The sequence below is a fragment of the Aeromonas mytilicola subsp. aquatica genome, from assembly GCF_044336385.1.
Lineage (GTDB): Bacteria > Pseudomonadota > Gammaproteobacteria > Enterobacterales > Aeromonadaceae > Aeromonas > Aeromonas rivipollensis.
This window is the reverse complement of sequence record NZ_CP172298.1, coordinates 2,708,502-2,732,692: the sequence shown is the minus strand read 5'-3', so window position 1 is coordinate 2,732,692 and position 24,191 is coordinate 2,708,502. Positions and strand designations below refer to the sequence as shown.

At 60.4% G+C, this 24,191-nt stretch carries 17 protein-coding genes; 8 read left to right on the top strand and 9 right to left on the bottom strand.

Annotation, left to right across the window (positions count from 1 at the left end; translation table 11 throughout):
• Positions 1-64: 64 nt before the first annotated feature.
• The 4 genes from sucA to sucD all read left to right on the top strand — a co-directional run bounded on the left by sucA (position 65) and on the right by sucD (position 6,303).
• On the top strand, positions 65-2,875 hold the full coding sequence (sucA, locus tag ACFWHB_RS12515) for a 2-oxoglutarate dehydrogenase E1 component (RefSeq protein ID WP_139744392.1): 2,811 nt from the start codon (positions 65-67) through the stop codon (positions 2,873-2,875).
• Positions 2,876-2,967: 92 nt separating this feature from the next.
• Positions 2,968-4,158, top strand: coding sequence for a 2-oxoglutarate dehydrogenase complex dihydrolipoyllysine-residue succinyltransferase (gene odhB / locus ACFWHB_RS12510; RefSeq protein WP_395948540.1), 1,191 nt, complete (start codon positions 2,968-2,970; stop codon positions 4,156-4,158).
• Between the two features lie 106 nt (positions 4,159-4,264).
• The gene (gene sucC / locus ACFWHB_RS12505) at positions 4,265-5,431 is read left to right on the top strand and encodes an ADP-forming succinate--CoA ligase subunit beta (RefSeq protein WP_106886993.1); all 1,167 of its coding nucleotides are present in this window, start codon (positions 4,265-4,267) and stop codon (positions 5,429-5,431) included.
• The gene (gene sucD, locus ACFWHB_RS12500) at positions 5,431-6,303 is read left to right on the top strand and encodes a succinate--CoA ligase subunit alpha (RefSeq protein ID WP_139435410.1); all 873 of its coding nucleotides are present in this window, start codon (positions 5,431-5,433) and stop codon (positions 6,301-6,303) included. Before sucC ends, sucD begins: the two co-directional genes overlap by 1 nt.
• Before the next feature lie 211 nt (positions 6,304-6,514).
• On the opposite strand, the gene ACFWHB_RS12495 is transcribed toward sucD, so the two are convergent.
• The gene (locus tag ACFWHB_RS12495) at positions 6,515-7,447 is read right to left on the bottom strand and encodes a HEPN-associated N-terminal domain-containing protein (RefSeq protein ID WP_290028435.1); all 933 of its coding nucleotides are present in this window, start codon (positions 7,445-7,447) and stop codon (positions 6,515-6,517) included.
• Positions 7,448-8,084: 637 nt separating this feature from the next.
• Here ACFWHB_RS12495 and ACFWHB_RS12490 point away from each other — a divergent pair.
• Positions 8,085-8,552, top strand: a complete 468-nt coding sequence (locus ACFWHB_RS12490; RefSeq protein ID WP_395948539.1) for a YcgN family cysteine cluster protein — start codon at positions 8,085-8,087, stop codon at positions 8,550-8,552.
• A 123-nt stretch (positions 8,553-8,675) separates the two neighbouring features.
• Here the strand turns inward: ACFWHB_RS12490 and ACFWHB_RS12485 are convergent, their stop codons facing one another.
• The 5 genes from ACFWHB_RS12485 to phnR all read right to left on the bottom strand — a co-directional run bounded on the left by ACFWHB_RS12485 (position 8,676) and on the right by phnR (position 15,091).
• Entirely contained in the window at positions 8,676-10,082 is a 1,407-nt protein-coding gene (locus ACFWHB_RS12485; RefSeq protein WP_395948538.1) for an FAD-dependent oxidoreductase, read from the bottom strand.
• Positions 10,083-10,100: 18 nt separating this feature from the next.
• On the bottom strand, positions 10,101-11,867 hold the full coding sequence (locus ACFWHB_RS12480; protein ID WP_395948537.1) for a putative 2-aminoethylphosphonate ABC transporter permease subunit: 1,767 nt from the start codon (positions 11,865-11,867) through the stop codon (positions 10,101-10,103).
• Positions 11,864-12,958, bottom strand: a complete 1,095-nt coding sequence (locus ACFWHB_RS12475) for a putative 2-aminoethylphosphonate ABC transporter ATP-binding protein (RefSeq protein ID WP_395948536.1) — start codon at positions 12,956-12,958, stop codon at positions 11,864-11,866. Before ACFWHB_RS12475 ends, ACFWHB_RS12480 begins: the two co-directional genes overlap by 4 nt.
• Before the next feature lie 271 nt (positions 12,959-13,229).
• A complete protein-coding gene (locus ACFWHB_RS12470) occupies positions 13,230-14,249 on the bottom strand; it encodes a putative 2-aminoethylphosphonate ABC transporter substrate-binding protein (RefSeq protein WP_106886988.1) in 1,020 nt (339 codons plus the stop codon).
• A gap of 134 nt (positions 14,250-14,383) precedes the next feature.
• On the bottom strand, positions 14,384-15,091 hold the full coding sequence (gene phnR / locus ACFWHB_RS12465; protein ID WP_395948535.1) for a phosphonate utilization transcriptional regulator PhnR: 708 nt from the start codon (positions 15,089-15,091) through the stop codon (positions 14,384-14,386).
• A 229-nt stretch (positions 15,092-15,320) separates the two neighbouring features.
• Between phnR and phnW the strand changes: the two genes are divergently transcribed.
• The 3 genes from phnW to phnX are packed head-to-tail and all read left to right on the top strand — an operon-like array spanning position 15,321 to position 18,689.
• Positions 15,321-16,460 carry a 2-aminoethylphosphonate--pyruvate transaminase gene (gene phnW / locus ACFWHB_RS12460; protein WP_395948534.1) on the top strand — a complete coding sequence of 380 codons (1,140 nt, stop codon included), beginning with the start codon at positions 15,321-15,323 and terminating at the stop codon, positions 16,458-16,460.
• The gene (locus ACFWHB_RS12455; protein ID WP_395948533.1) at positions 16,460-17,857 is read left to right on the top strand and encodes an aspartate aminotransferase family protein; all 1,398 of its coding nucleotides are present in this window, start codon (positions 16,460-16,462) and stop codon (positions 17,855-17,857) included. The genes phnW and ACFWHB_RS12455 overlap by 1 nt, the downstream gene beginning before the upstream one ends.
• On the top strand, positions 17,850-18,689 hold the full coding sequence (phnX, locus tag ACFWHB_RS12450; RefSeq protein ID WP_395948532.1) for a phosphonoacetaldehyde hydrolase: 840 nt from the start codon (positions 17,850-17,852) through the stop codon (positions 18,687-18,689). Before ACFWHB_RS12455 ends, phnX begins: the two co-directional genes overlap by 8 nt.
• A gap of 123 nt (positions 18,690-18,812) precedes the next feature.
• On the opposite strand, the gene pflB is transcribed toward phnX, so the two are convergent.
• From pflB to ycaO, 3 genes are all read right to left on the bottom strand, one after another.
• On the bottom strand, positions 18,813-21,095 hold the full coding sequence (gene pflB, locus ACFWHB_RS12445) for a formate C-acetyltransferase (protein WP_025326749.1): 2,283 nt from the start codon (positions 21,093-21,095) through the stop codon (positions 18,813-18,815).
• A gap of 41 nt (positions 21,096-21,136) precedes the next feature.
• The gene (gene focA / locus ACFWHB_RS12440) at positions 21,137-21,985 is read right to left on the bottom strand and encodes a formate transporter FocA (RefSeq protein WP_106886983.1); all 849 of its coding nucleotides are present in this window, start codon (positions 21,983-21,985) and stop codon (positions 21,137-21,139) included.
• 381 nt (positions 21,986-22,366) lie between these two features.
• Positions 22,367-24,127 carry a 30S ribosomal protein S12 methylthiotransferase accessory factor YcaO gene (ycaO, locus tag ACFWHB_RS12435; RefSeq protein ID WP_395948531.1) on the bottom strand — a complete coding sequence of 587 codons (1,761 nt, stop codon included), beginning with the start codon at positions 24,125-24,127 and terminating at the stop codon, positions 22,367-22,369.
• Positions 24,128-24,191 lie beyond the last annotated feature (64 nt).

Below are 24,191 nucleotides of genomic sequence, written 5' to 3'. Positions count from 1 at the left end.
CGCCCCGGGATGGCTATGACCCAACAAGCTGCGCTGCAGTGAACAAGATGTACAAGGGATAGAAATGCATAACGGCGTGATGAAGGCCTGGTTGGAGTCATCTCACCTGGCTGGTGCGAATGCAAGCTACATTGAGGATTTGTACGAATCCTTCCTGGAAAACCCCGACTCCGTGGCCGATGAGTGGCGCAGCCTGTTTAGCGAGCTGCCCCAGGTCAATGGCCATGCAGTTGAACAACCCCACTCCCAGGTTCGCGACTATTTCCGCCGCCTGGCCAAGGATCCCTCCCGTTACAGCGCCCCTGTCTCCGATCCCCAGGTGGATGCCAAGCAGGTGCGCGTACTGCAGCTGATCAACGCCTTCCGCTTCCGCGGTCACCAGAATGCCAATCTGGATCCCCTCGGCCTCTGGACCCGTGAAACCGTTGCCGAGCTCGACCCGGCATTTCACAACCTGCAGGGCGCAGACATGGAGGCCACCTTCAATGTGGGCTCCTACGCCATAGGTCGCGAGACCATGGTGCTCTCCGATCTCTACGCCTCGCTGAAGAAAACCTACTGCAGCAGCATAGGTGCAGACTACATGCACATCACCTCCACCGAGGAGAAGCGCTGGCTGCAAGACCGTCTTGAATCCATCGAAGGGAAGGGGACCTATACCCTCGAAGAGAAGACCCGCTTCCTCGAGAGCCTGACCGCCGCCGAAGGGCTGGAAAAATACCTGGGTGCCAAGTTCCCGGGGGCCAAGCGTTTCTCCCTGGAAGGGGGCGATGCCATGGTGCCCATGCTCAAGGAGCTTATCCGCCGCGCCGGTGAGCAGGGCTGCAAAGAGGCCGTCATCGGCATGGCCCACCGGGGTCGCCTGAACGTGCTGATCAACGTGCTGGGCAAGCGCGCGCAAGAGCTGTTCGACGAGTTCGCCGGCAAGCACGGCGAATCCTGGGGCACAGGGGATGTGAAGTACCACATGGGCTTCTCCTCCGACTTCGCCACTCCGGGCGGCAACGTCCACCTGGCGCTGGCCTTCAACCCGTCCCACCTCGAGATCGTCAACCCCGTGGTCATCGGCTCGGTCCGTGCCCGCATGGACAGACGCGGTGACAAGGACGGCTCCAGCGTCTTGCCCATCACCATCCACGGTGACTCCGCCATTGCGGGGCAGGGTGTGGTGGCCGAGACCTTCAACATGTCCCTGACCCGTGCCTACGGCGTCGGCGGCACTGTGCGCATCGTCATCAACAACCAGGTCGGTTTCACCACCTCCTATCAACGTGACCTGCGCTCCACCGAATACTGTACCGACATCGCCAAGGCGGTGCAGGCCCCTGTGCTGCACGTCAACGGGGATGACCCGGAAGCCGTGGTGCTGGTGACCCAGATTGCGCTGGATTACCGCAACACCTTCAAGCGCGACGTGGTGATCGAGCTGGTCTGCTACCGTCGTCACGGCCACAACGAGGCCGATGAGCCGAGCGCGACCCAGCCCTTGATGTACCAGAAGATCAAGCAGCACCCGACGCCGCGCAAGATCTACGCCGATCAGCTGATTGGCGAAGGCACCATCACCCCGGAGCTGGCCACCACGCTAGTCAACGACTATCGCGATACCCTGGATCGGGGCGAGCGGGTGAGCAAGGAGTGGCGTCCCATGGAGCTGCACTCCGTGGACTGGACCCCGTACCTCGGTCACGACTGGGCCATGAGCTACGACAGCACTGTGCCCATGGATCACCTCAAGTCCCTCGGCGAGCGCATCAGCCAGTACCCGGCGACCCATGTGCTGCAACGCCAGGTCGAGAAAATTTACGAAGACCGCCGCCTGATGGCCGCCGGCGAGAAGCTGGTGGACTGGGGCTTTGCCGAGACCCTGGCCTACGCCACCCTGGTGGACAAGGGCGCGCGCATCCGCTTCACCGGGGAAGACTCCGGTCGTGGCACCTTCTTCCATCGCCACGCCGTGCTGCACAACCAGACCGATGCGAGCACCTACACCCCGCTGTGCAACCTGCACGACGAGCAGGGTCCGTTCGAGATCTACGACTCTGTGCTGACCGAAAACGCGGTACTGGCCTTCGAATATGGCTACGCCAGTGCCGAGCCGGCCGGTCTGACCATCTGGGAAGCCCAGTTCGGCGACTTCGCCAACTGCGCCCAGGTGGTGGTGGATCAGTTCCTCTCCTCCGGCGAGCAGAAGTGGGGCCGGATGTGCGGTCTGACCATGCTGCTGCCCCACGGTTACGAGGGCCAGGGCCCTGAGCACTCCTCCGCCCGTCTGGAGCGCTATCTGCAGATGTGCGCCCAGCACAACATGCAGGTGTGCGTGCCCTCCACCCCGGCCCAGGTGTTCCACATGCTGCGCCGCCAGGTGGTGCGCCCGATGCGCCGTCCGCTCATCGTGATGACGCCCAAGTCCTTGCTGCGCCACCCGCTGGCGGTGAGCAAGCTTGACGAGCTGGCGACTGGCACCTTCCAGAACGCCATCGGCGAGATCGATGCCCTGGATCCGAAAGCCGTCAAGCGGGTGGTCTTCTGCTCCGGCAAGGTCTACTACGACCTGCTCGATGCCCGTCGCAAGGCGGAGCAGCAGGATGTGGCTCTGGTACGGATCGAACAGCTCTACCCCTTCCCTGAAGAGGAAGTGCGCGCCATCCTGGCCGATTATGCCCACGTCACCGATTTCGTCTGGTGTCAGGAAGAGCCGCAGAACCAGGGCGCCTGGTACAGCACCCGTCATCACTATGACAGCGTGCTGCCAAGCAATGCCCGTCTGCGTTACGCCGGTCGCCCGGCCTCGGCCTCACCGGCCGTCGGTTACATGTCTGTCCACGCCAAGCAGCAGAAAGCCCTGGTGGAAGACGCGCTGACCCTGGAATAAACGAGTTGTGAAGGGGAGGGGGCACTGTGAAGCCGACCCTCTCCGTCTCTGGAACAAGCCTGCTGGCCAAGAAGTAACAAGGAACTGATTACATGACTATCGAGATCAAGGTACCGGACCTGCCGGAATCAGTGGCGGACGCCACCATCGCCACCTGGCACAAGAAACCGGGTGATCTGGTTGCCCGTGACGAAGTGCTGGTTGACATCGAAACCGATAAAGTCGTGCTGGAAGTCCCCGCGCCCGAAGCCGGCGTACTGGGCGACATCCTGCAACTGGAAGGCGCGACCGTGCTCTCCCGCCAGCTGATCGCCATCCTCAAGGCGGCCCCTGTGGCCGGTGAAGAGACCAAGGAGAAGCCGGTGGAAGTGGCAGCCGATGACGCTGCCGACGGCCTGAGCCCCTCAGTGCGCCGCCTGGTGGCCGAGCACGACATCGACGTGGCCAAGCTGTCCGGCACCGGCAAGGGCGGTCGCGTCACCAAGGAAGACGTGGATGCCTTCATCAAGAACCTGGGCAAGCCGGCAGCCCCCGTCGCCGCCGTGGCAGCCGCATCGGTTGCGCCCATAGCCCCGCTGGCCGGTCGTACCGAGAAGCGCGTGCCCATGACCCGTCTGCGCAAGCGCATCGCCGAGCGTCTGCTGGAGGCCAAGAACACCACCGCCATGCTGACCACCTTCAACGAGATCAACATGGCGCCCATCATGAAGCTGCGCAAGCAGTACGGCGAGATCTTCGAGAAGAAGCACGGCATCAAGCTCGGCTTCATGTCCTTCTACGTCAAGGCCGTGGTCGAATCCCTCAAGCGCTATCCGGAAGTGAACGCGGCGCTGGATGGTGATGATGTGGTGTACCACAACTACTTCGACGTCAGCATCGCCGTCTCCACCCCCCGTGGTCTGGTGACCCCTGTGCTGCGTGACTGCGACAACATGAGCCTCGCCGACATCGAGAAGGCCATCAAGGATCTGGCGGGCAAGGGCCGTAACGGCAAGCTGACCGTGGATGAACTGACCGGCGGCAACTTCACCATCACCAACGGCGGCGTGTTCGGCTCCCTGATGTCCACCCCCATCATCAACCCGCCCCAGAGCGCCATCTTAGGGATGCACAAGATCCAGGACAGACCCATGGCCGTCGACGGCAAGGTCGAGATCCTGCCGATGATGTACCTGGCGCTCTCCTACGATCACCGCATCATCGACGGCCGCGAGTCCGTGGGCTTCCTGGTCTCCATCAAGGAGCTGCTGGAAGACCCGACCCGTCTGCTGCTGGATGTCTGAGCAGGAGTGACTGAAAGATAACGAGGGGCCGCCCAGGCCCCCATTCACAGGGGATTGAGAAACACGAGCCCCGGACGGAAATACCTACAACACGGATAGAGCATCTATGAATCTGCATGAATATCAGGCAAAACAGCTGTTTGCCGAGTATGGCCTGCCGGTCTCCGAAGGTTATGCCTGTGCTACCCCGCAGGAAGCGGCCGAAGCGGCCGACAAGATTGGCGGCAATACCTGGGTCGTCAAGTGCCAGGTCCACGCCGGTGGGCGTGGCAAGGCGGGCGGCGTCAAGCTGGCCAAGAGCAAGGACGAGATCCGTGCCTTCGCCCAGAACTGGCTCGGCAAGAACCTGGTGACCTATCAGACTGACGCCAATGGTCAGCCGGTCACCAAGATCCTGGTAGAGTCCTGCACCGACATCGCCAAGGAGCTTTACCTCGGCGCCGTGGTTGACCGTGGCAGCCGCCGCGTGGTCTTCATGGCCTCCACCGAGGGTGGCGTGGACATCGAGAAGATCGCCCACGAAACCCCGGAACTCATTCATAAGGCTGCCATCGATCCCCTGGTGGGCCCGCAGGCTTATCAGGCCCGCGAGCTGGCCTTCAAGCTGGGTCTGGTCGGCGATCAGATCAAGCAGTTCACCAAGATCTTCATGGGTCTGGGCCAGATGTTCCTGGACTGCGACTTCGCCCTGCTGGAGATCAACCCTCTGGTCATCACCGACAAGGGCAACCTGCATTGCCTCGACGGCAAGATCAACATCGATGCCAACGCTCTGTACCGTCAGCCCAAGCTGCGCCAGATGCACGATCCCTCCCAGGATGACCCCCGCGAAGCGCACGCCGCCCAGTGGGAGCTGAACTATGTGGCGCTGGATGGCAACATCGGCTGCATGGTCAACGGCGCCGGTCTGGCCATGGGCACCATGGACATCGTCAACCTGCACGGCGGTTCCCCGGCCAACTTCCTGGACGTCGGCGGCGGCGCCACCAAGGAGCGCGTGACCGAGGCCTTCAAGATCATCCTGTCTGACAGCAAGGTACAAGCCGTGCTGGTCAACATCTTCGGCGGCATAGTGCGCTGCGACATGATCGCGGAAGGCATTATCGGCGCGGTCAAGGAAGTGGGGGTCAAGGTGCCCGTGGTAGTGCGTCTGGAAGGCAACAATGCCGAACTGGGTGCCCGTAAACTGGCCGACAGCGGCCTCAATATCATCGCCGCAACGAGTCTGACTGACGCAGCTCAGCAAGTGGTTAAAGCAGCGGAGGCCAAATAATGAGCGTTCTGATCAACAAAGACACCAAGGTGATCTGCCAGGGCTTCACCGGCGGTCAGGGTACCTTCCACTCCGAACAGGCGATTGCCTACGGTACCCAGATGGTCGGCGGCGTCTCCCCGGGCAAGGGTGGCACCACCCACCTGGGCCTGCCGGTGTTCAACACAGTCCGTGACGCCGTGGAAGCCACCGGCGCCACCGCCTCCGTCATCTATGTTCCGGCCCCGTTCTGCAAGGACGCCATCCTGGAAGCCATCGATGCGGGCATCAAGCTCATCGTCACCATCACCGAAGGCATCCCGACCCTGGACATGCTGCAGGTCAAGGTGAAGCTGCAGGAAACCGGCGTGCGCATGATTGGGCCCAACTGCCCGGGCGTCATCACTCCGGGTGAGTGCAAGATCGGCATCATGCCGGGTCACATCCACAAGCCGGGCAAGGTGGGCATCGTCTCCCGCTCCGGCACCCTGACCTACGAAGCGGTCAAGCAGACCACGGACGAGGGCTTCGGCCAGTCCACCTGCGTCGGTATCGGTGGCGACCCCATCCCGGGCTCCAACTTCATCGACATCCTGGAGATGTTCCAGAACGATCCCAAGACCGAAGCCATCGTCATGATCGGCGAAATCGGCGGCAGCGCCGAGGAAGAAGCCGCGGCCTATATCAAGGCCAATGTCACCAAGCCGGTGGTCTCCTACATAGCGGGTGTCACCGCCCCGGCTGGCAAGCGCATGGGTCATGCGGGCGCCATCATCGCCGGTGGCAAGGGCACGGCAGCAGAGAAATTTGCCGCCTTGGAAGATGCCGGTGTAAAAACCGTGCGCTCCCTGGCCGATATCGGCAAAGCCCTGCGTGAAGTAACCGGCTGGTAATTCCTTTCAGACTGTTATCTCTAATAATAATGCCGCCCGATGGGCGGCATTATTTATGGTTTTTATGAACACCAAAAAACCCTAGTTGCTTTTGGTACTGTCATTATCGTTAGCGAGAATGGGAAGGACCTCACTGGGCTAAGTGAAGAGCAAGTTTAGCTCTTATACCGTTAATACATGAGGGGGCATTGCCCCCTCTTAATCAAGGCATCTAGTCCTGCGATTTCTTTTTTTGTACTGCACTTTCTAGGCTTTCGTTTAGCTTTTCACCGAGCGACAGTGCATGGTCCAGCAACTGTTCTAAATCCTGCTCAGTAACTACTACAAGGTTACCTTCTTTATCCCTGCCTCCGCGATGTACTAAGTGATTTCGCTTCTGTGTTGCAATTTCAATAGCATCTATAGGCCATTCTTTTTGTACGTCAATGTCGAACGTTAGCTTATAGCGTTTTACAACTAAATTAGTACTATGCCAGCTTGCGCTAATCAAATGCTCTTTGATTGCTTTGATAAGTTCTTTTCTTATCTTTTCAATAGACTCACCTTTGAATGGCAAGGCAGCAATTTCTTTGCTTACTTTGAACTCCGTTTTACCCTTTTCTATACATTCAGCAATATAGGCATCATCTTTCTCTATAGAGTTAATGAATAACTCTACGTAGAGAGTTTCTAATGCTGTGATGACATTTGTATATAAAAGGCTAAGCAGGTGATCTTTTTGCTGCTGTGCACTTTTATCTTTTGCAAGTGCTTTTATGCTATCGATATTTGCAACGAACTTAACAAAAGGTCTTTCAGAAGACGTTACTGCATCATACAAGTCTTCATCGTACCAGTCATCGATGTTATTGGAGTTGCCAGACCAGTCATAACATTGCTGTTGCAGTTCGCTTACTAGCTCTTCGATGTAGTCAAATTTGACGTATGGATCGAACATATCTTGTAGTTCTTGGTTCGCATCATACGGACCACCATAAATGTATGCATACCCGCCCTCGCGGCTTTCATAAGGGCAAGAATTAGCAGGGTCCTCGTAGTTTTCGTAGAACCATTCACGCATTACTTCTAGTTGATTTTCTTTGCTTATGTACTTTAACGATTTTAGCGGGACTTTCTTCCCACCTACATTAAAAACAATGTTCACGATGCTACGCCTCCTTGTATAAAAGTGAACCGTATTGTAGCACACATCAGATGGTCTGTGGATTCACATGATTTTTGTAATGCGCATCCTCAGCTCACAAATAAAGCTTAACTGAGTAATGCTTATTGGTATGACTTGTTCTGTATTTTAATTTATTGCAGTAACTCAACACAAGACAACACAACACAACACAACACAACACAACACAACACAACACAATATAATAAACAAGCACTCCAATTCCCTCCATTTATCACAAGCAAAAAAACGCCTCTCCGTGCTTTAAGCACCAGTGCGCTAACAAGTCTTTAAAATTGCGTGCAGCGTATTACAAGCAGCTATAGCATCTATTTATGCCAATATTGTCCTTGCCACATTCCCAGAGCAACCCTTTTAATAGATTTTAATAAATACAACAAGTAACAACTCCCCATAACAATAATCTCGTATGTTGGGCTTCGTGGGCTCAGCCGCAACTTGCGGATGTGGTAGGTTGGTGCAGAGCGCAGCGAAGCCCAATGTTTATTCGTTGTTTCCGACCTTTCAATTTCTTTGGTATTTCACCGTTTATCTTGAAAAATCGGGCCATAAGGCGTATAACCACGCGCTTGTCAGTGTATTGAGTGAGCCCATTGCCATGCAGCAAAAAGTGCCGCAGTTAAACGAAGTGCAGAACCCCCCCTTCTGGGTGGCGAAGAGCCTGCAACAGATGACCATGACGGAGTGGGAGTCCCTGTGCGACGGCTGCGGCAAGTGCTGCCTGAACAAGCTGATCGACGAGGACACCGAGGAGCTGGTGTTCACCAATGTGGCCTGCAACCTGCTCAATACCAAGACCTGCCAGTGCTCCGACTACGGCAACCGCTTCAAGAAAGAGCCAGACTGCCTGCAGATCACCTTCGACAAGATTGCCGAGTTCAACTGGCTGCCGTCGAGCTGCGCCTACCGCCTGCTGGCGGAGGGGCAGAGCCTGCCTGAGTGGCATCCGCTTATCACCGGCAGCCGCAGCGCCATGCACCAGGCCGGCCAATCGGTGCGCGGCAAGGTGGTGCACGAGGCCCACGCCGGCGACTGGATAGATCACATCATTACCTGGGCGAGCTAAATACTGGCGAGTTTAATCTGAGCCAGTGAAACCCGGCGGTCAGAACGTGCCGTGCGGGTAACCGAAGGGGCAGGGGAGTCATACTCTCCTGCCCCTTCTGCATGTTGGCGTGCCAGGCGGCCCCTATTTGTCCGCCTTGCCCGCCGCATCCGCCAGCCGGGCCAGCTGCTTGTCATACCAGGCCACCGGGCGGTTTTCATCTTCCGCTCGCTCCTTGCGCCTGATGGCGTTGCGTACCACCATGGCCCCCAGCCAGCGCAACGGCTCGGGCGGGAAATAGCCGCGCGGGCCGCTCACCAGGGCGCATTCGCGCCACGGTTTATCCGCTTCCCGCACATCATCTCTCACCAGGGCCGCCAGGATTTGACCGCCCATCCAGCTCTGGGCCACTCCGTTGCCCGAATAGCCGAGGCCATAGACGACGTTGGGCTGCTCGCGCCAGTGGCCGAAGAAGGGGAGACCATCCACCGAGCGATCGGAGGCGCCGCACCAACTGGCGGCGATGGGCACATCTTCAAGTGCCGGAAAGAAGCGGCGCAGGGTGCGGGTGAGAGGGGCAAGATAACGGCTTGGCGCATCGAACTCAGCCAGATGGCGGTTGGCAAAGGCGAAGGTGTTGCCCCCCTTGCCCAGCATCAGCCGCCCTTGCGGGGTGGATCTGTAGTAGTGCACAAAGGTGCGGCCATCCACCACGGAGCGACCGTGCGCGAGTTGCTGGGCGGCCAGTGCCTGTGGCGCCGGGTCGGTTATCACCATATCCGAGGAGACCAGCACTATGCTGCGGCGAAACTCGCGAAAGTGCGCCGTCATGGCGCTGTTGAGGGCCAGCACCACCTTGCGGGCGCGCACGATGGCCTCTGGCGTTTGCACCCGTGCAGGCTGGCCCGCCTCCAGGCGCTGCATGGGAGAGTTTTCATAAACCTCAATGCCCAGTTCCCGTGCCACCCGCAGCAGGCCGCGCACCAGCAGCGCCGGTTGCACCGAACCCGCGTGGGGGCTGTAGAGCCCCTCCAGATGAACGTGGGAGCCGCTCAGGCTCGCCAGTTTATCCTCCTCAATCGTCTGCCACTGGTTAAGACCGGCTCGCTTTAGTGCCTGCAATACCGGCTCCATCAGGCCGCGCTGGGCCTCGCTGGTGGCTGTGTAGCAGGTGCCCTCGACCCTCAGTTCCGCCTCTATCTGGTGCGCCGCGCAGAAGCGGGCGATCTCGTGCACCGCCTGCTCGGAGCTTCGCACCAGCCAGGCGGCCTGCTGCTCCCCAAAGAGGCGCTTTAACGTCAAATACTTGGCCGACCAGGTGAGCAGGCAGCCGCCGTTGCGCCCGGAGGCGCCGCTGCCACACAGGTCTTTTTCCAGCACCAGGATACGCAAGTGAGGCTCGGCCTGTTTAAGGGTGATGGCGCTCCAGAGCCCGGTAAAACCGCCGCCGACGATGCAGACATCCACCTCGTGGTTGCCGACAAGGGGCGTGGGTGGCTCGGGTTGTTCGGCGGCGAGCGCTTCGGCCAGCCAAAAGGGGAGAGTGGACATGATGACTCCTCGATGAGGTTATTGATGGCGCCAGCGCTGGGTGCGATCCAGCAGGGCGCGGCTCAAAAAGAGCTGGAGCAGCTTGACGGTGGCGGCGGCCAGCAGGATCAGGGTGGCCATGGCGGCGGCCGCGGCGGTATCGCCGGAATCCTCCATGTTCAGCACGGCGATGGAGGCGAGCACGCTGTCGCTCGAGTAGAGGAAGATCACCGCCGAGGTGGTGGTCATGGCGTTGACGAACAGATAGATGAAGATCTCCAAGAGCGCCGGCAGGGAGGCGGGCAGGGTGACGCGCCAGAACGCCTTCCAGAGCGGAATGCGCAGGGAAATAGCCACCAGCTCCAGCTCCCTGGGCAACTGTTTCAGGCTAGTCAGCGCCGTCATATGGCCCACTGTGTAGTAGTGGATGACGCAGGAGAGCACCATGAGCGGCAGGGTGCCATGGAGGCTGCCAAACAGCGGATTGCCGTTGAAGAAGAAGATGTAACCCAGCCCCAGCACCATGCCGGGCACCGCCAGCGACAGCATGGCGAGCAGATGCAGCAGCTGGCGCAGGGGCGCGAAGTGGCGCCCCTTCTCCTGTGCCCAGGCCAGCACCATGACCAGCACTGTGCCCACCAAGGCGGTATAGAGGCCAAGTTGCAGGGTGTTGGTAAAGGGCTGCCAGCCATAGACGCTGTTGCTGTCAAAGGCGTAGTGAGCGAGCGTCAGCCCAAGGTTATAGGGCCAGAACTGCACCAGGGAGCCATAAACGGCCATCCCGACCAGCGCCAGAAACAGCAGGGCCCAGAGAGTGCACCAGCCGAGCGCCAACAGATCCCGCAGCCGATGGGGTTTGGGCTGATAGGGCACCGCCTTGGTGCTGCTTTGCTCCTGCATTTTGCTGCGTACCCTGTGCTCCAGCGCAAAGCTCAGCAGCGCAGGCAGCAGCAGGGTGACGCTGGCAACGGCGCCGAGGGAGAAGTTCTGCATCCCAATCACCTGCCGGTAGATATCGGTGGCCAGCACGCTGTACTGGCCGCCAATCACCTTGGCCACCCCGAAGTCGCAGATGGTGAGGGTGAAGACGGCGATGGCGGCGCTGAGCAGGCCATAACGGGCGGTAGGCAGGGTGACGGTGACAAAGGTGCGCCAACCGCTGCTGCCCAGCACCCGGGCCGCTTCATAGAGGCGGGCGTCGCTCTGACCCAGCGCCGTGATGAGGATCATCAGGGCGTGGGGGAAGCACCAGAAGCCCAGACCAATGACGATGCCGATGGGGCCGTAGATGCTCTCGCCGCCGAGCAGCCCCTTGGCGATCCCCTGATTGCCAAACCAGTAGACCAGACTGATGGCGGGCAGCAGGGAGGGCATCAAGAGCGGAATAAGGCCAACGAGGCGAAACAGGCTCTTGCCCGGCATGCAGGTGCGGGTGAGGGCATAAGCGTAGCCAAAGGCGATGGTCACCACCAGGGCGGTGATGAGCACCCCGAGCCAGAGGGTGTTGCCGAGGGTTTGACCCAGATGGGGGGAGTCGAAGTAGGCGCTGAAGTTGGCGAGCCCCACCCAGAGGCCGTTTTCGTCTTGCAGGCTCTTTTGCAGCATGGTGAGCAGCGGCAGCAGCAGGCCGCCGGTGAGCAGGGCAATACCTAGCAGAAGCAGCAGGAGTTGCAGCAGCTGATCCCGGCTCCAGCCGGAGCAGAGCCGCTGCCACAAGGGGTAGCGAGGCTGGGGCTCTTGGGTTGCCTGTTCTGATGTTGCCTGTGCTGGGGTTGCCAGTGCCGGAGTGGAGAGATGAGGGCTCATGGGCGTTCCCCTTCAAACAGCTGCATGACCCCGGCGGGCCAGTGCAGGGAGCAGCGCATGCCGCTTCGCCAGCCACCCTGTTCGTGGTGGGGCAGCTCCTGGGTCGGGCGCTCCACCAGAATTTGCTGCGGGCCCAGATAGGTGTCGGCGGTGCAGATAAGGCGCTGGGCGGCGCCGAGAAACTCTACCTGATCGATCTGCGCTTCTACGCCATGCTGACCAGGATAAGGCTCATGGGGGGCGCCCAGGCTGATCGCCTCGGGGCGGATCGCCACCTGCAATTTGCTGCCGGCAGCGGCCTGGTTGGCGAGCGTCAAGGGCTGTTCGTTGAGGCGCACCTGAGTGGGGCCGAGCACCAGGGTGTCGAGGAAGTTCATGGTGCCGACGAAGCTTGCCACGAAGCGGCTCGCAGGCCTGTGGTAGATCTCCTGCGGGGTGCCCACCTGCACTATGCGGCCGCCTTCCATCACTACTATACGATCGGCCATGATCAGCGCCTCTTCCTGATCGTGGGTCACCATGATGGTGGTGATACCGAGGCGCTGCTGCAGGGCGCGGATCTCGCTGCGAAGGTGGGTGCGCACCAGGGCATCCAGGGCGCTGAGCGGTTCGTCCAGCAGCAGCAGACCGGGGGAGAGGGCGAGCGCCCGGGCCAGCGCCACCCGCTGCTGCTGGCCGCCGGAGATCTGGCTCGGGTACTTGTGGGACTGGGCATCGAGATCCACCAGCGCCAGCCAGTGATCGACTCGCTCCTTGATGGCATCGCGCGCCAGCCCCTGATTCTCAAGGCCGAAGGCGATGTTCTGGGCCACCGTCAGGTTGGGGAAGAGGGCGTAGGACTGAAACACTATGCCAAAGTCCCGCTCCTGGGGGGGCAGCAGGGAGATCTCCCGTCCCCCTTGCCAGATCCGGCCGCTGTCCGGCAGATCCAGACCGGCGATGGCTCTGAGCAAGGTGGTCTTGCCGCAGCCGGAGGGGCCGAGAAAGCAGATGAACTCCCCCGGATGGATGCTCAGAGAGATCCCCTTGAGCGCCTGGAAGGTACCGAACTGCTTGTTGAGATGTTGAATGTCCAGATAGGGCTGGGTCATGGTTCGACTCGCTACTGATTTGGTATATACCAGTTTGCGGGTGAAGTGTGACGGTCAGGTGATCGGGGGATGACAGCTTGATGACAGTCAGATGACGACGGGTCGCCAGCAGGTGGCTTGGCCCTGTGCAGATGGGCGAGGCGTCGCCAATGGGGGCGAAACAAACATGGGGGACGAAACCCAAAAAACGAAGGCCAACACCTGTTGGCCTTCGGCAAGGGGTTGATTGGCAGCGGTTTGTCTGGGGGGCACAAACCGCTCCTGTTTGGAATTACTGCTTGGCTTCCGACTTGCCGTCGAAGCTGGCACTCCACTGGGTCAGGATGGCGTTGCGCTCGCGGGCTGCCCAGGCAAAGTCGTTGTCGATCATCTGGCCCTTGATATCTGCCGGATAGCCCGCTCTCGGTTGGGCGACCCCAGGGATGGCGACTACGGCGAACGACTTGTTGTAGAGGGCGTTGGCCTGCTCGGTGGCGGCAAAGTCGAGCAACTGCTTGGCCGCATCCAGCTTGGGGGTACCCTTGATGATGGCGGCGGCTTCCATGTCCCAGCCCGAGCCTTCGCTCGGGAACACCACCTCTATGGGGGCCCCCTTGGCCTTGAGGCTGGTGGCCGGGAAGTCAAAGGAGATGCCGATCACCGTCTCGCCGCTGGCGGCCAGCTTGCAGGGGGCCGAGCCCGAGTGGGTGTAGCGGTCTATGTTCTGGTGCAGGCCGTTCATGAACTGCCAGCCCTGCTGCTCGCCCATGGTCTGCAGCCAGCCCGCGACGCTCAGGTAGCCGGTGCCGGAGGAGCTGGGGTTGGGCATGATCACCTTGCCCTTGTAGATGGGCTTGGTGAGATCGGCCCAGCTGGTCGGCGCCGGTATTCCTTGCTTCTCTGCCTCTACCTTGTTGAAGCAGATGGCGCTGAAGAAGGCGTCCAGACCAATCCAGTGGGGCTCGGCTTTGCCGTCACGAAAACGGCTGTCGAGCTTCTCCAGTCCCTTGGGGGCGTAACCGGTCAGCATCTGCTGCTGATCGAGCTGCATCAGGCTGGTGGCGGCCAGTCCCCACACCACGTCGGCCTTGGGCTGCGCTTTTTCAGCCAGCAGCCTGGCGGTGACCACCCCGGTGGAGTCACGCACCCACTTGATGTTGATATCCGGGTGCTGGCGCTCAAACGCCGTCTTCAGCTCGCCGAGCTGCTCCGGCTCGAAGGCGGTGTAGACGGTGAGATCGGTCGCGGCCAGTGCCGGGGCTGTCATGGCGGCCAGCACGGCGGCGGCCAGCAAATGGGTTCCCTGTTTCATCCTTTTCTCCATTTTGGTTGGCTTGGTATAAACCAGATTGGTCGAAGCAGAGGCTAGGGGAACTTTATGACGGTACGGTGACGGCTCAGTGACGTTTTGCCGCACTCCATTTGCCGTACTTAACTTGTCTGTTCCTAATCCTGGGTATCCACCTCTATCTCCAGGCTGTCGTGGCGCCAGTACTCCAGATCGAAGTCGAGCACCCGGCCGTGCTGATCGAAGTTGAGCCGCTCCAGGCGCAGGGCGGGCAGACCGGCGGTGGCCCCCAGCGCCTTGGCCACTTCGTCCGGCAGGGCTGTGGGGAAGAAGCGCACCTGCATGCGGGCGTAGTGAAGATCGTAATGGGCCTGGTAGATCTCGGTCAGGCTGCCGGCAAGATCCAGCTCCAGCAGACCGGGCACCCGCTCGGGCAGGCAGTGGTTTTCGCAATAGCAGATGGCGCGCCCGTTGGCATAGCGCAGTCGCTTGAGCAGAAACAGGCTGTCGAACGGCTTGAGCTGCAACTGCGCCATCAACGCGGGTGGCACCGCCTGGCGGCTTTTTTCCAGCAGCTCGGTGCGCGGCTCGCCCCCTTGTTCGTGCACTATCTGGTGAAAGTTGGAGGTGCGCCTGGGGTTGAGGCGAAAGCGCGGCGGGGTGACGAACCAGCCCCGGCGATCCTCCCGATAGATGAGGCCGTTGGCCTCCAGCTGCACCAGCGCCTCGCGGATGGTGACCCGGGTGGTGCCGTAAAGCTCCCCCAGCAGCCGCTCGGAAGGGAGCTTGTCGTTGGGGGCCAGGCCCCCCGCCAGGATCTGGTTGGCGAGGGCATCCTTGATCTGCAGGTATTGGGGTTTGCTCATGAAAATCCTTGGCTGGGCAGTGGTTGGGGCACAGGTCCGGTCGCTAAATGGAGGCGATATAATGCGTTGGTAGATACCAGTGTTGCCCCTGTTGTTCAGGCTTCCTAGATTATCGCGATCCTGGCGCCGAAAATGAATTTTTTGTTGCACGTGGCCCCACCCCTTTGACCTTGGCGGGGCAGTTACCCACAATGCGCTCATTCTGGTATATACCAAATGGAGCGAAGTCATGACCCATATTCCTGCGGCCCCCGCCGCCGTTGATTACCTGCTGCTGACCCCGGGCCCCCTCTCGACCACCGCCACTGTGCGCGCCGCCATGCTGCAAGACAGCTGCACCTGGGATGCGGACTACAACCTCGGCGTGGTGGAGCCCATCCGCCGCGAGCTGGTGCGGCTGGCCACTGGCCCGGAATATGAAAGCGACTACAGCGCCGTGTTGCTGCAGGGGAGCGGCAGCTATGTGGTGGAGAGCGTGCTGGGGTCGGCAATCGGCGCTGACGAGTGTCTGCTCATCATCAACAACGGCGCCTACGGTGCTCGCATGGGGGAGATGGCCCGCTGCCTTGGCCTGCGCCATCATGAGCTCGACTGCGGCGAGACCAGCCGCCCCGAGCCTGCCGCCATCGAGGCGATGCTGGCGCGCCACCCCGAAATAACCCATCTGGCCATAGTGCACTGCGAGACCACCACCGGCATGCTCAACCCCCTTGAAGAGGTGGCTGAGCTCTGCCAGCGCCGCGGCATTCGCCTCATCGTCGATGCCATGAGTAGCTTTGGCGGCATCCCCATCGACATGGGGCGCCTTGGCATCGAGTTTCTGATCAGCTCCGCCAACAAGTGCATTCAGGGGGTGCCGGGCTTTGGCTTCGTCATCGCCCGTCGCGCCGCGCTGACAGCCTGCGCCGGTCGCGCCCGCTCGGTCTCCCTCGACCTGCACGCCCAGTGGCAGACCATGGAGAAGCAGGGGGGCAAGTGGCGCTTTACCTCACCCACCCATACGGTGCTGGCCTTTGCCCAGGCCCTGCGCGAGCTGGATGAAGAGGGGGGCATTGCCGCCCGTTATCAGCGCTACAGCGAGAACCAGCGCATTCTGGTGGCGGGTATGGCCGAACTCGGCTTTGCGCCGCTGCTGTCCGAGCAGTGGCAATCCCCCATCATCACCGCCTTCTACTCCCCGGCTCACCCTGACTACCGCTTCGCCGACTTCTACCAGCGGCTCAAGGGGCAGGGCTTTGTCATCTACCCGGGCAAGGTCTCGCAGGCCGATTGCTTCCGTATCGGCAATATCGGCGACGTGACCCCGGCGCGGGTGCGAGCCCTGCTCGCGGCCATGGCCAGTGCCTGCTACTGGCAAGGGGAGGCGTGATGATGATGCGCGATGCTCTTCACGGCAGTGGCCGGGCCGACAGCGAAGGGGACATCAATCTGGGGGAGGGACGCGTGCGCTGGTGGGCAGACCAGAGCGAGGCGGTGCAGGCGGGATTGGCGGAAGATAGCCGCTACTTCCTTCATCAGGCCCTCTCCAGCCCCTGCCTCGATCTGCTTGAGGGGGCGCAGGGGAGTTGGCTGACCAGCGTATCGGGCGCGCGTTACCTCGATTTTCACGGCAACAGCGTTCATCAACTGGGCCACGGTCACCCCAACGTCGTGGCCGCGGTGCAGCAGCAGCTTGCCGATCTGCCGTTCGCGCCCCGCCGCTACACCCATCAGGTCGCCATCGACTGCGCCCGCACCCTGGCCGAGCTGGCTCCCAGGGATCTCAACCGGGTGTTGTTCGCTCCCGGCGGCAGCGAGGTGGTGGGAATTGCGCTCAAGCTCGCCCGCTTTATCACAGGCAACAGCAAGGTGGTGTCCCTGTGGGATGCCTTTCACGGCGCCTCCCTCGATGCCATCTCGGTCGGTGGCGAGGCCTGTTTTCGCGCCGGCATGGGCCCCTTGATGGCCGGGGTGGAGCGCATCCCGCCGCCCACCCGTTATCGCGGCGTCTGGTATCGCGGGGAGGGGGACGACCTGCACTACGCCGATTATCTGGAGTACGTCATCGAGAAGGAGGGGGGGATAGGTGCCTTTATCGCCGAGCCTATTCGCAACACCGACGTGCAGGTGCCATCAAAGGCCTACTGGCAGCGGGTGCGGGAGATCTGCGATCGCCACAAGGTGCTGCTGATCGTAGACGAGATCCCCAATGCCCTTGGCCGCACCGGCCACTGGTTCAGCTTCGAAGAGTTCGGCATAGAACCCGACATCATCTGCCTAGGCAAGGGGTTGGGGGGCGGGGTGGTGCCCTTTGCCGCGCTTATCACCCGGGATCGCTTCAATCAGGCGGCGGCTATTTCGCTGGGTCACTACACCCATGAGAAGAGCCCCATCGGCTGCGCGGCGGCCCTCGCCACCATAGCCACCATCCGTGAAGAGGGATTGCTGGCCAAGGTGCAGGAGGATGGCCGTTTTATGGCCGCCGAGCTCGCGGCGCTTGCCGAGCGCCACCCGCTGATCGGTCAGGTGCGCGGTATCGGCCTCTTGTGGGCGCTCGATCTGGTGGTCGATCACCAGAGTCGAACGCGCAATAGCCAGGCCGCCGAGCGGCTGCTCTACCGCTGTCTGGAACTGGGGCTCAGCTTCAAGGTCTCCCAGGGCAACGTCATCCAGCTCTCGCCACCGCTCAATATCGTCCGCGCCGATCTGGTGCGCGCCATCAACATTCTCGATCGCGCCCTCGGCGAGATCGCCCTTTCATCGAAACAGGAACATCACCATGACTGACTTGCAGATTGCCGCAGACCCGAGCACCGACGTGGAGGCGCTGATCCTCGACTGGGCCGGCACCGTCGTCGATTTCGGCTCCTTCGCCCCCACCTCCATCTTCGTCGAGGCCTTCGCCCGCGCCTATGACTTCCCGGTGAGCCTGGAGGAAGCGCGCCAGCCCATGGGCCTTGGCAAGTGGGATCATATCGCCGCGCTGGGCCGTCTTCCTTCGGTGGATGAGCGCTGGCAGGCGCGCTTCGGCCACCCCATGAGCCACGCCGAGGTGGACCACCTCTATCACACCTTCATGCCGCTGCAGATTGCTGCGGTGACCCGCTTCGCCGCCCCCATCCCGGGCGTGCTGCCGGTGTTGGATGGGCTGCGAGCACAAGAGGTGCGGATCGGATCCTGCTCCGGTTACCCCCGTCCGGTGATGGAGGCGCTGGTGCCGGCGGCAGCCGAGCACGGCTATAGCCCCGATCACTGGGTTGCCACCGACGATCTCAAGGCCGGCGGGCGCCCCGGCCCCTGGATGGCGCTGGCCAACGTGATTGAGCTGGGAGTGAGTGCAGTGCATCGCTGCATCAAGGTCGATGACGCCGTGCCGGGTATCAGCGAGGGGCTGAACGCCGGTATGTGGACCGTAGGTCTGTCGGTTTCCGGCAACGAGTTCGGTGCCACCTGGGAAGAATTTGATGCCATGAGCGAGGCGGAGATCGCCGCCAAGCGCGCACCGGCAGAGGCCAAGCTGCGGGGGGCGGGTGCCCACTATGTCATCGATACTCTGGCCGACATAGCCCCCGTCATCGCCGACATCAATCGCCGTCTGGCGGCAGGGGAGCGGCCCTGAACAAGATGGTGTGAGGGAAGGGGAGGCTTGGGTTGTCATCGGCCTTGCAAGCCGCTGGGCCCTGAAGAGCAGACATAAAAAAACCGGCGCCTTGGGCGCCGGTTTTTGTTCACCGAGATTCTATTACAGAGAGGCGGTGAAGGTACGGGTGATGACGTCTTGCTGTTGCTCTTTGGTCAAAGAGTTGAAGCGAACGGCATAACCGGATACGCGGATGGTCAACTGCGGATATTTCTCCGGGTTTTCCATGGCGTCCAGCAGCATTTCACGGTTCATCACGTTGACGTTCAGGTGCTGACCACCTTCCAGGTTGGCTTCATGGTGGAAGTAACCATCCATCAGGCCGGCCAGGTTGGCTTTCTGGGCTTCCATGTCTTTACCCAGGGCGTTCGGCACTATGGAGAAGGTATAGGAGATACCATCTTTGGCGTAGGCGAACGGCAGCTTGGCGACGGAAGTCAGGGACGCAACGGCACCCTTCTGATCACGACCGTGCATCGGGTTGGCACCCGGGCCGAACGGCGCACCGGAACGACGGCCATCCGGGGTGTTACCTGTCTTCTTGCCGTACACCACGTTGGAGGTGATGGTCAGCACGGACTGGGTAGCCACGGCACCACGGTAGGTGTTCAGCTTCTGAATTTTCTTCATGAAGCGCTCGACCAGGTCACAGGCGATGTCATCGACGCGAGCGTCGTTGTTACCGAACTGCGGGTACTCGCCGTCGATTTCGAAGTCGATGGCAACGCCATCTTCGTCACGAACCGGCTTGACCTTGGCGTACTTGATGGCAGACAGGGAGTCAGCTGCCACGGACAGACCGGCGATGCCGCAAGCCATGGTGCGATAGACGTCACGGTCGTGCAGCGCCATCAGGGAGGCTTCGTAGCTGTACTTGTCGTGCATGTAGTGGATGATGTTCAGGGCGGCGACGTACTGCTTGGCCAGCCAGTCCATGAAGTGATCCAGCCTGTCCATCACGTCGTTGTAGTCGAGGTACTCGGACTTGACCATTTCGGTTTTCGGGCCGACCTGGATCTTGAGCTTTTCGTCCATGCCGCCGTTGATTGCATACAGCATGGTCTTGGCCAGGTTGGCACGGGCACCGAAGAACTGCATTTGTTTGCCGACGATCATCGGGGACACGCAGCAAGCGATGGCATAGTCATCGTTGTTGAAGTCCGGACGCATCAGATCATCGTTCTCGTACTGAACGGAAGAGGTCTCGATGGATACCTTGGCGCAGTACTTCTTGAAACCGACCGGCAGCTTCTCGGACCACAGTATGGTCAGGTTCGGCTCAGGGGACGGGCCCATGGTGTACAGGGTGTTCAGCATACGGAAGCTGTTCTTGGTGACCAGGGTACGGCCATCAACGCCCATACCGGCCAGGGTCTCGGTGGCCCACATGGGGTCGCCGGAGAACAGTGAATCGTATTCGGGAGTACGCAGGAAGCGAACCATGCGCAGCTTCATGACCATGTGGTCCATCAGCTCCTGGGCTTCTTGCTCGGTCAGCAGGCCTTTCTTCAGGTCACGCTCGATGTAGACGTCCAGGAAGCTGGAGGTACGACCGAAGGACATGGCGGCGCCGTTCTGGGACTTGACCGCCGCCAGGTAGGCGAAGTAGGTCCACTGCACGGCTTCTTTGGCGGTCTTGGCCGGCACTGAGATGTCGCAGCCATATTTGGCGGCCATCACCTTCATCTGGGCCAGGGCACGGTGCTGCTCGGAGATCTCTTCGCGCAGACGGATGGTGGCTTCCAGGTTGACACCGTTTTCCAGATCAGCCTGCAGGGACTTGAACTGGGCCAGTTTGTCGGCCATCAGGAAGTCGATACCGTACAGGGCAACACGGCGGTAGTCACCGATGATGCGGCCACGGCCGTAGGCATCCGGCAGACCGGTGATGACGCCGGATTTACGGCAGTTCAGGATGTCCTTGGTGTAAACGTCGAACACGCCCTGGTTGTGAGTCTTGCGGTACTCGGTGAAGATCTTCTCGACCATGGGGTCAAGTTGACGACCGTAGACTTCGCAAGAGGTCTTGACCATCTTGATACCGCCGTTGGCGATGATGGCGCGCTTGAGCGGCTTGTCAGTCTGCAGACCGACGATTTGCTCCAGGCTCTGATCGATATAGCCGGCATCGTGAGCGGTAATGGTGGAGGGCAGGTCGGTATCAAAATCGACCGGCGCGTGAGTGCGGTTCTCGATCTTGATCCCTTCCATGACCTTGTCCCACAGCTTGGTGGTAGCTTCGGTCGCGCCAGCCAGGAAGGACTCGTCACCTTCATACGGGGTGTAGTTCTTCTGGATGAAGTCACGGGTGTTGACAGAGGTCTGCCATTCACCGGCCGCGAAGCCTTCCCATGCTTTTTGGAACTGTTCGTTAAGTTCTGCCATTTTCATTACCTCTCAAGGTATTTATGTGTCTGCCGCCATCCTTAATGATGGCGACGGAAGATAAACCAGTAAGTCAGACCAACCATGACGCCGCCACCAATGATATTACCAAGGGTGACCGGAATGAGGTTGTTTAGGACGAAGTTGGATACGGTCAAGTCGGCGAACGATGCCGGGTCCTGGCCGATGGCCTGCCAGAATTCCGGGCCTGCTACCGCATGGATGGCGATGCCGACCGGGATCATAAACATGTTTGCGATGCTGTGCTCAAAGCCGGAGGCCACGAACATGGCGACGGGGAGCAGCATCACCATCACCTTGTCGGTGGCAGTGCGGGCACCGAAGGCCATCCACACGGCGAGACACACCATGAGGTTGCAGAGGATGCCAAGGGCCAGGGCCTCGAAGAAGGTGTGGTGGATCTTGTGCTGGGCCACTTTCATGGCGTTCAGTCCCCACTGACCATCCGCCGCCGTGTATTCGGCCGACATGATGATGAGCGCGACTATGATGAGCCCGCCGATGAGGTTGCCAAAGTAGACCAGACCCCAGTTCTTGAACAGCTGAGCCCAGCTGATGCGGTTGGCGGCCTTGGCCACCAGGGTCAGGGTGGTGGAGGTGAACAACTCGGCACCGAGCAGTACGCACAGAATGAGACCGAGGGAGAAACAGAGACCGCCGACCAGCTTGGACATACCCCAGGCCATGCCGCTCGATCCCGTGGTGACGGTGATATAGAAGACGAATGCGATGGCGATGAAAGCACCTGCCGTGATGGCCAGAGGAATGACCTTGTGGGCGGGCTTGGTTGCCTTGGCATAGGTAATGTCTTCGGCCAGCGCGGCTATGGCTTCGGGCTTCAGACAATCAAAGGGAGATTCTGCTTTCAATTCTCAGTACCTGCATATTTTGCCTGTGGAAATCATAACAAAGGGGCTGATCCCCAAAATTGACTCCGATCAAGAATTACAGATTGTGAATGTAATTTTACTACAGGTTTTTTCTTCATCCGGAAGCTTGACTTTACACCAGGTTTCAGGTGAAACAGAAATGGGTCTGTTTTTAATTTCATGATTTTTAAGAATTTATATCTTTCGCATCAAAAAAAGCACCGGCAATGCACCTTTACGCCTCCCGAACATGATGAACCTCGAACTGACAACCCCCTAAGAGGTATTTTTTGTTATTTATTTCATCTTTGAGTAAGGGCCCGCCAAAGCGTAGCCCATAAAACAGAAGGGGCCATCAGGCCCCTTCGTCACACTAGCATATCAGTTCCACGTATGGATTCGTTTGGCTTTTTGCAGTTTCTCGTAGGCCGCGAGCAATTTCTGATGCAGCGGGAACTGGGAGAGGGACAGATCGGCCGCCTCCAGCCCGTGGAAACGCGCCTCGCCGCGGGCATGGGCCCAGGCCTCGGCCAGGGTCTCTTCCCCGAACATGCGGGCGAACACCGGGCGGTACTGCTCGGGGTCACGCTCTTCATCCAGGAACAACTCGACGCAGGCGCGCAGGGCGCGGTAGTAGTTGGCGCGATCCGCCGGGAACACCGACTGGTTGAACTCCATGGTCCAGTCGATGAGATCCAGCGCGCTTTCCAGCTCACCTGCGGCCAGCGCCAGCATGGCTTTGAGCTCACCAACCCGCAGGGTGTGCAGGGCGGTGCCCTTGGCGGCGGCGATGCCGAGCAGCTCGCGCACCCGGGTGCGCTCGTCGTGACCCTCTTCATCCAGCTGATCAAAGAGTGCCATGAACTGCTCCGCGTCCCACTCCAGGGACGGCAGGGCCAGGATGATTTCTCGCAGGTGGGCGCCCATGGTGTTGTTGGCCAGCAGCAGATCCTCGACCGGATAGATGTCGGACATGCCCGGCACCAGGATGCGGCAGGCGTAGACGCCCAGGTGCTCGTAGTCGGCGATGTAGACCGGCTGCTCCAGCTCGTGGAAGATGCCGATCAGGTGATCGAACTCCTCCTGGGAGGTGCCGCGGAAGTCCCAGTCGGCAAACTCGAAGTCGGACTCCTGCTTGAACAGATCCCAGCTGATGAGGCCGGAGGAGTCGATGAAGTGGGTCTCCAGATTGTGGTGATCCGCCACCTGCTCGTTATCGAATGACGGCGGCACGAAGACGTCCAGATCCTTGAGGCCACGGCCCTGCAGCAGTTCGGTGACGGTCCGCTCGAAGGCCACCTCGAAGCGCGGGTGGGCGCCGAAGGAGGCAAAGCAGGTGCCGTTGCTCGGGTTGAGCAGCACCACGCAGATGACCGGATAACGGCCACCCAGGGAGGCATCGAAGCTGTAGATGGGGAAGCCTTCGGCCTCCAGCGCATCGATGGAGGCCTTGATGCCGGGGTAGCGGGCGATCACCTCGCTCGGGATCTCGGGCAGGCTGATGGCCTCGGCGATGATCTTGTTCTTCACGTGGCGCTCGAACACCTCGGACAAGCCCTGGGTGCGGGCTTCAGTCCTGGTGTTGCCTGCGCTCATGCCGTTGGAGACATAGAGGTTGCCGATGATGTTCATCGGGATATAGACGGTCTGATGATCGGACTGGCGCTCGAACGGCAGCGCGACTATGCCGCGCTCTTCGTTGCCGGATTGCAGATCCACCAGCATGTCGGCAGTCACTTCGCCATCCGGGTTGTAGAACTTGCGGGTGAAGCTGTCGAGCAGACCGGCAGGCAGTTGGTCACCCTGGATGGGGAACCACTTCTCGTTCGGGTAGTGGACGAAGTCACCGTTCGCCACCTGCTCGCCCAGATAGAAGTCGGCGAAGAAGTAGTTGGTGGAGAGACGCTCGAAATACTCCCCCAGGGCCGACGCCAGGGCCGCCTTCTTGCTGGCTCCCTTGCCGTTGGTGAAGCAGAGGGCGCACTCTTTGTCCCGAATGTGCACGGACCAGACGTTGGGCACTGGGTTGAGCCAGGAGGCCTCTTCGATATCAAACCCCAGGGCCTGCAATTTGGTCTGGAACCGCTCGATGGAGTCTTCCAGCGCCGCGTCCTTGCCGGGAATAAAAGTGTGGTCGGTCATCACAATATCCTGATTTTTAATGGCTCATGTTCGGTCGCAGATAATAGCATGAGTGGCGGGAAAA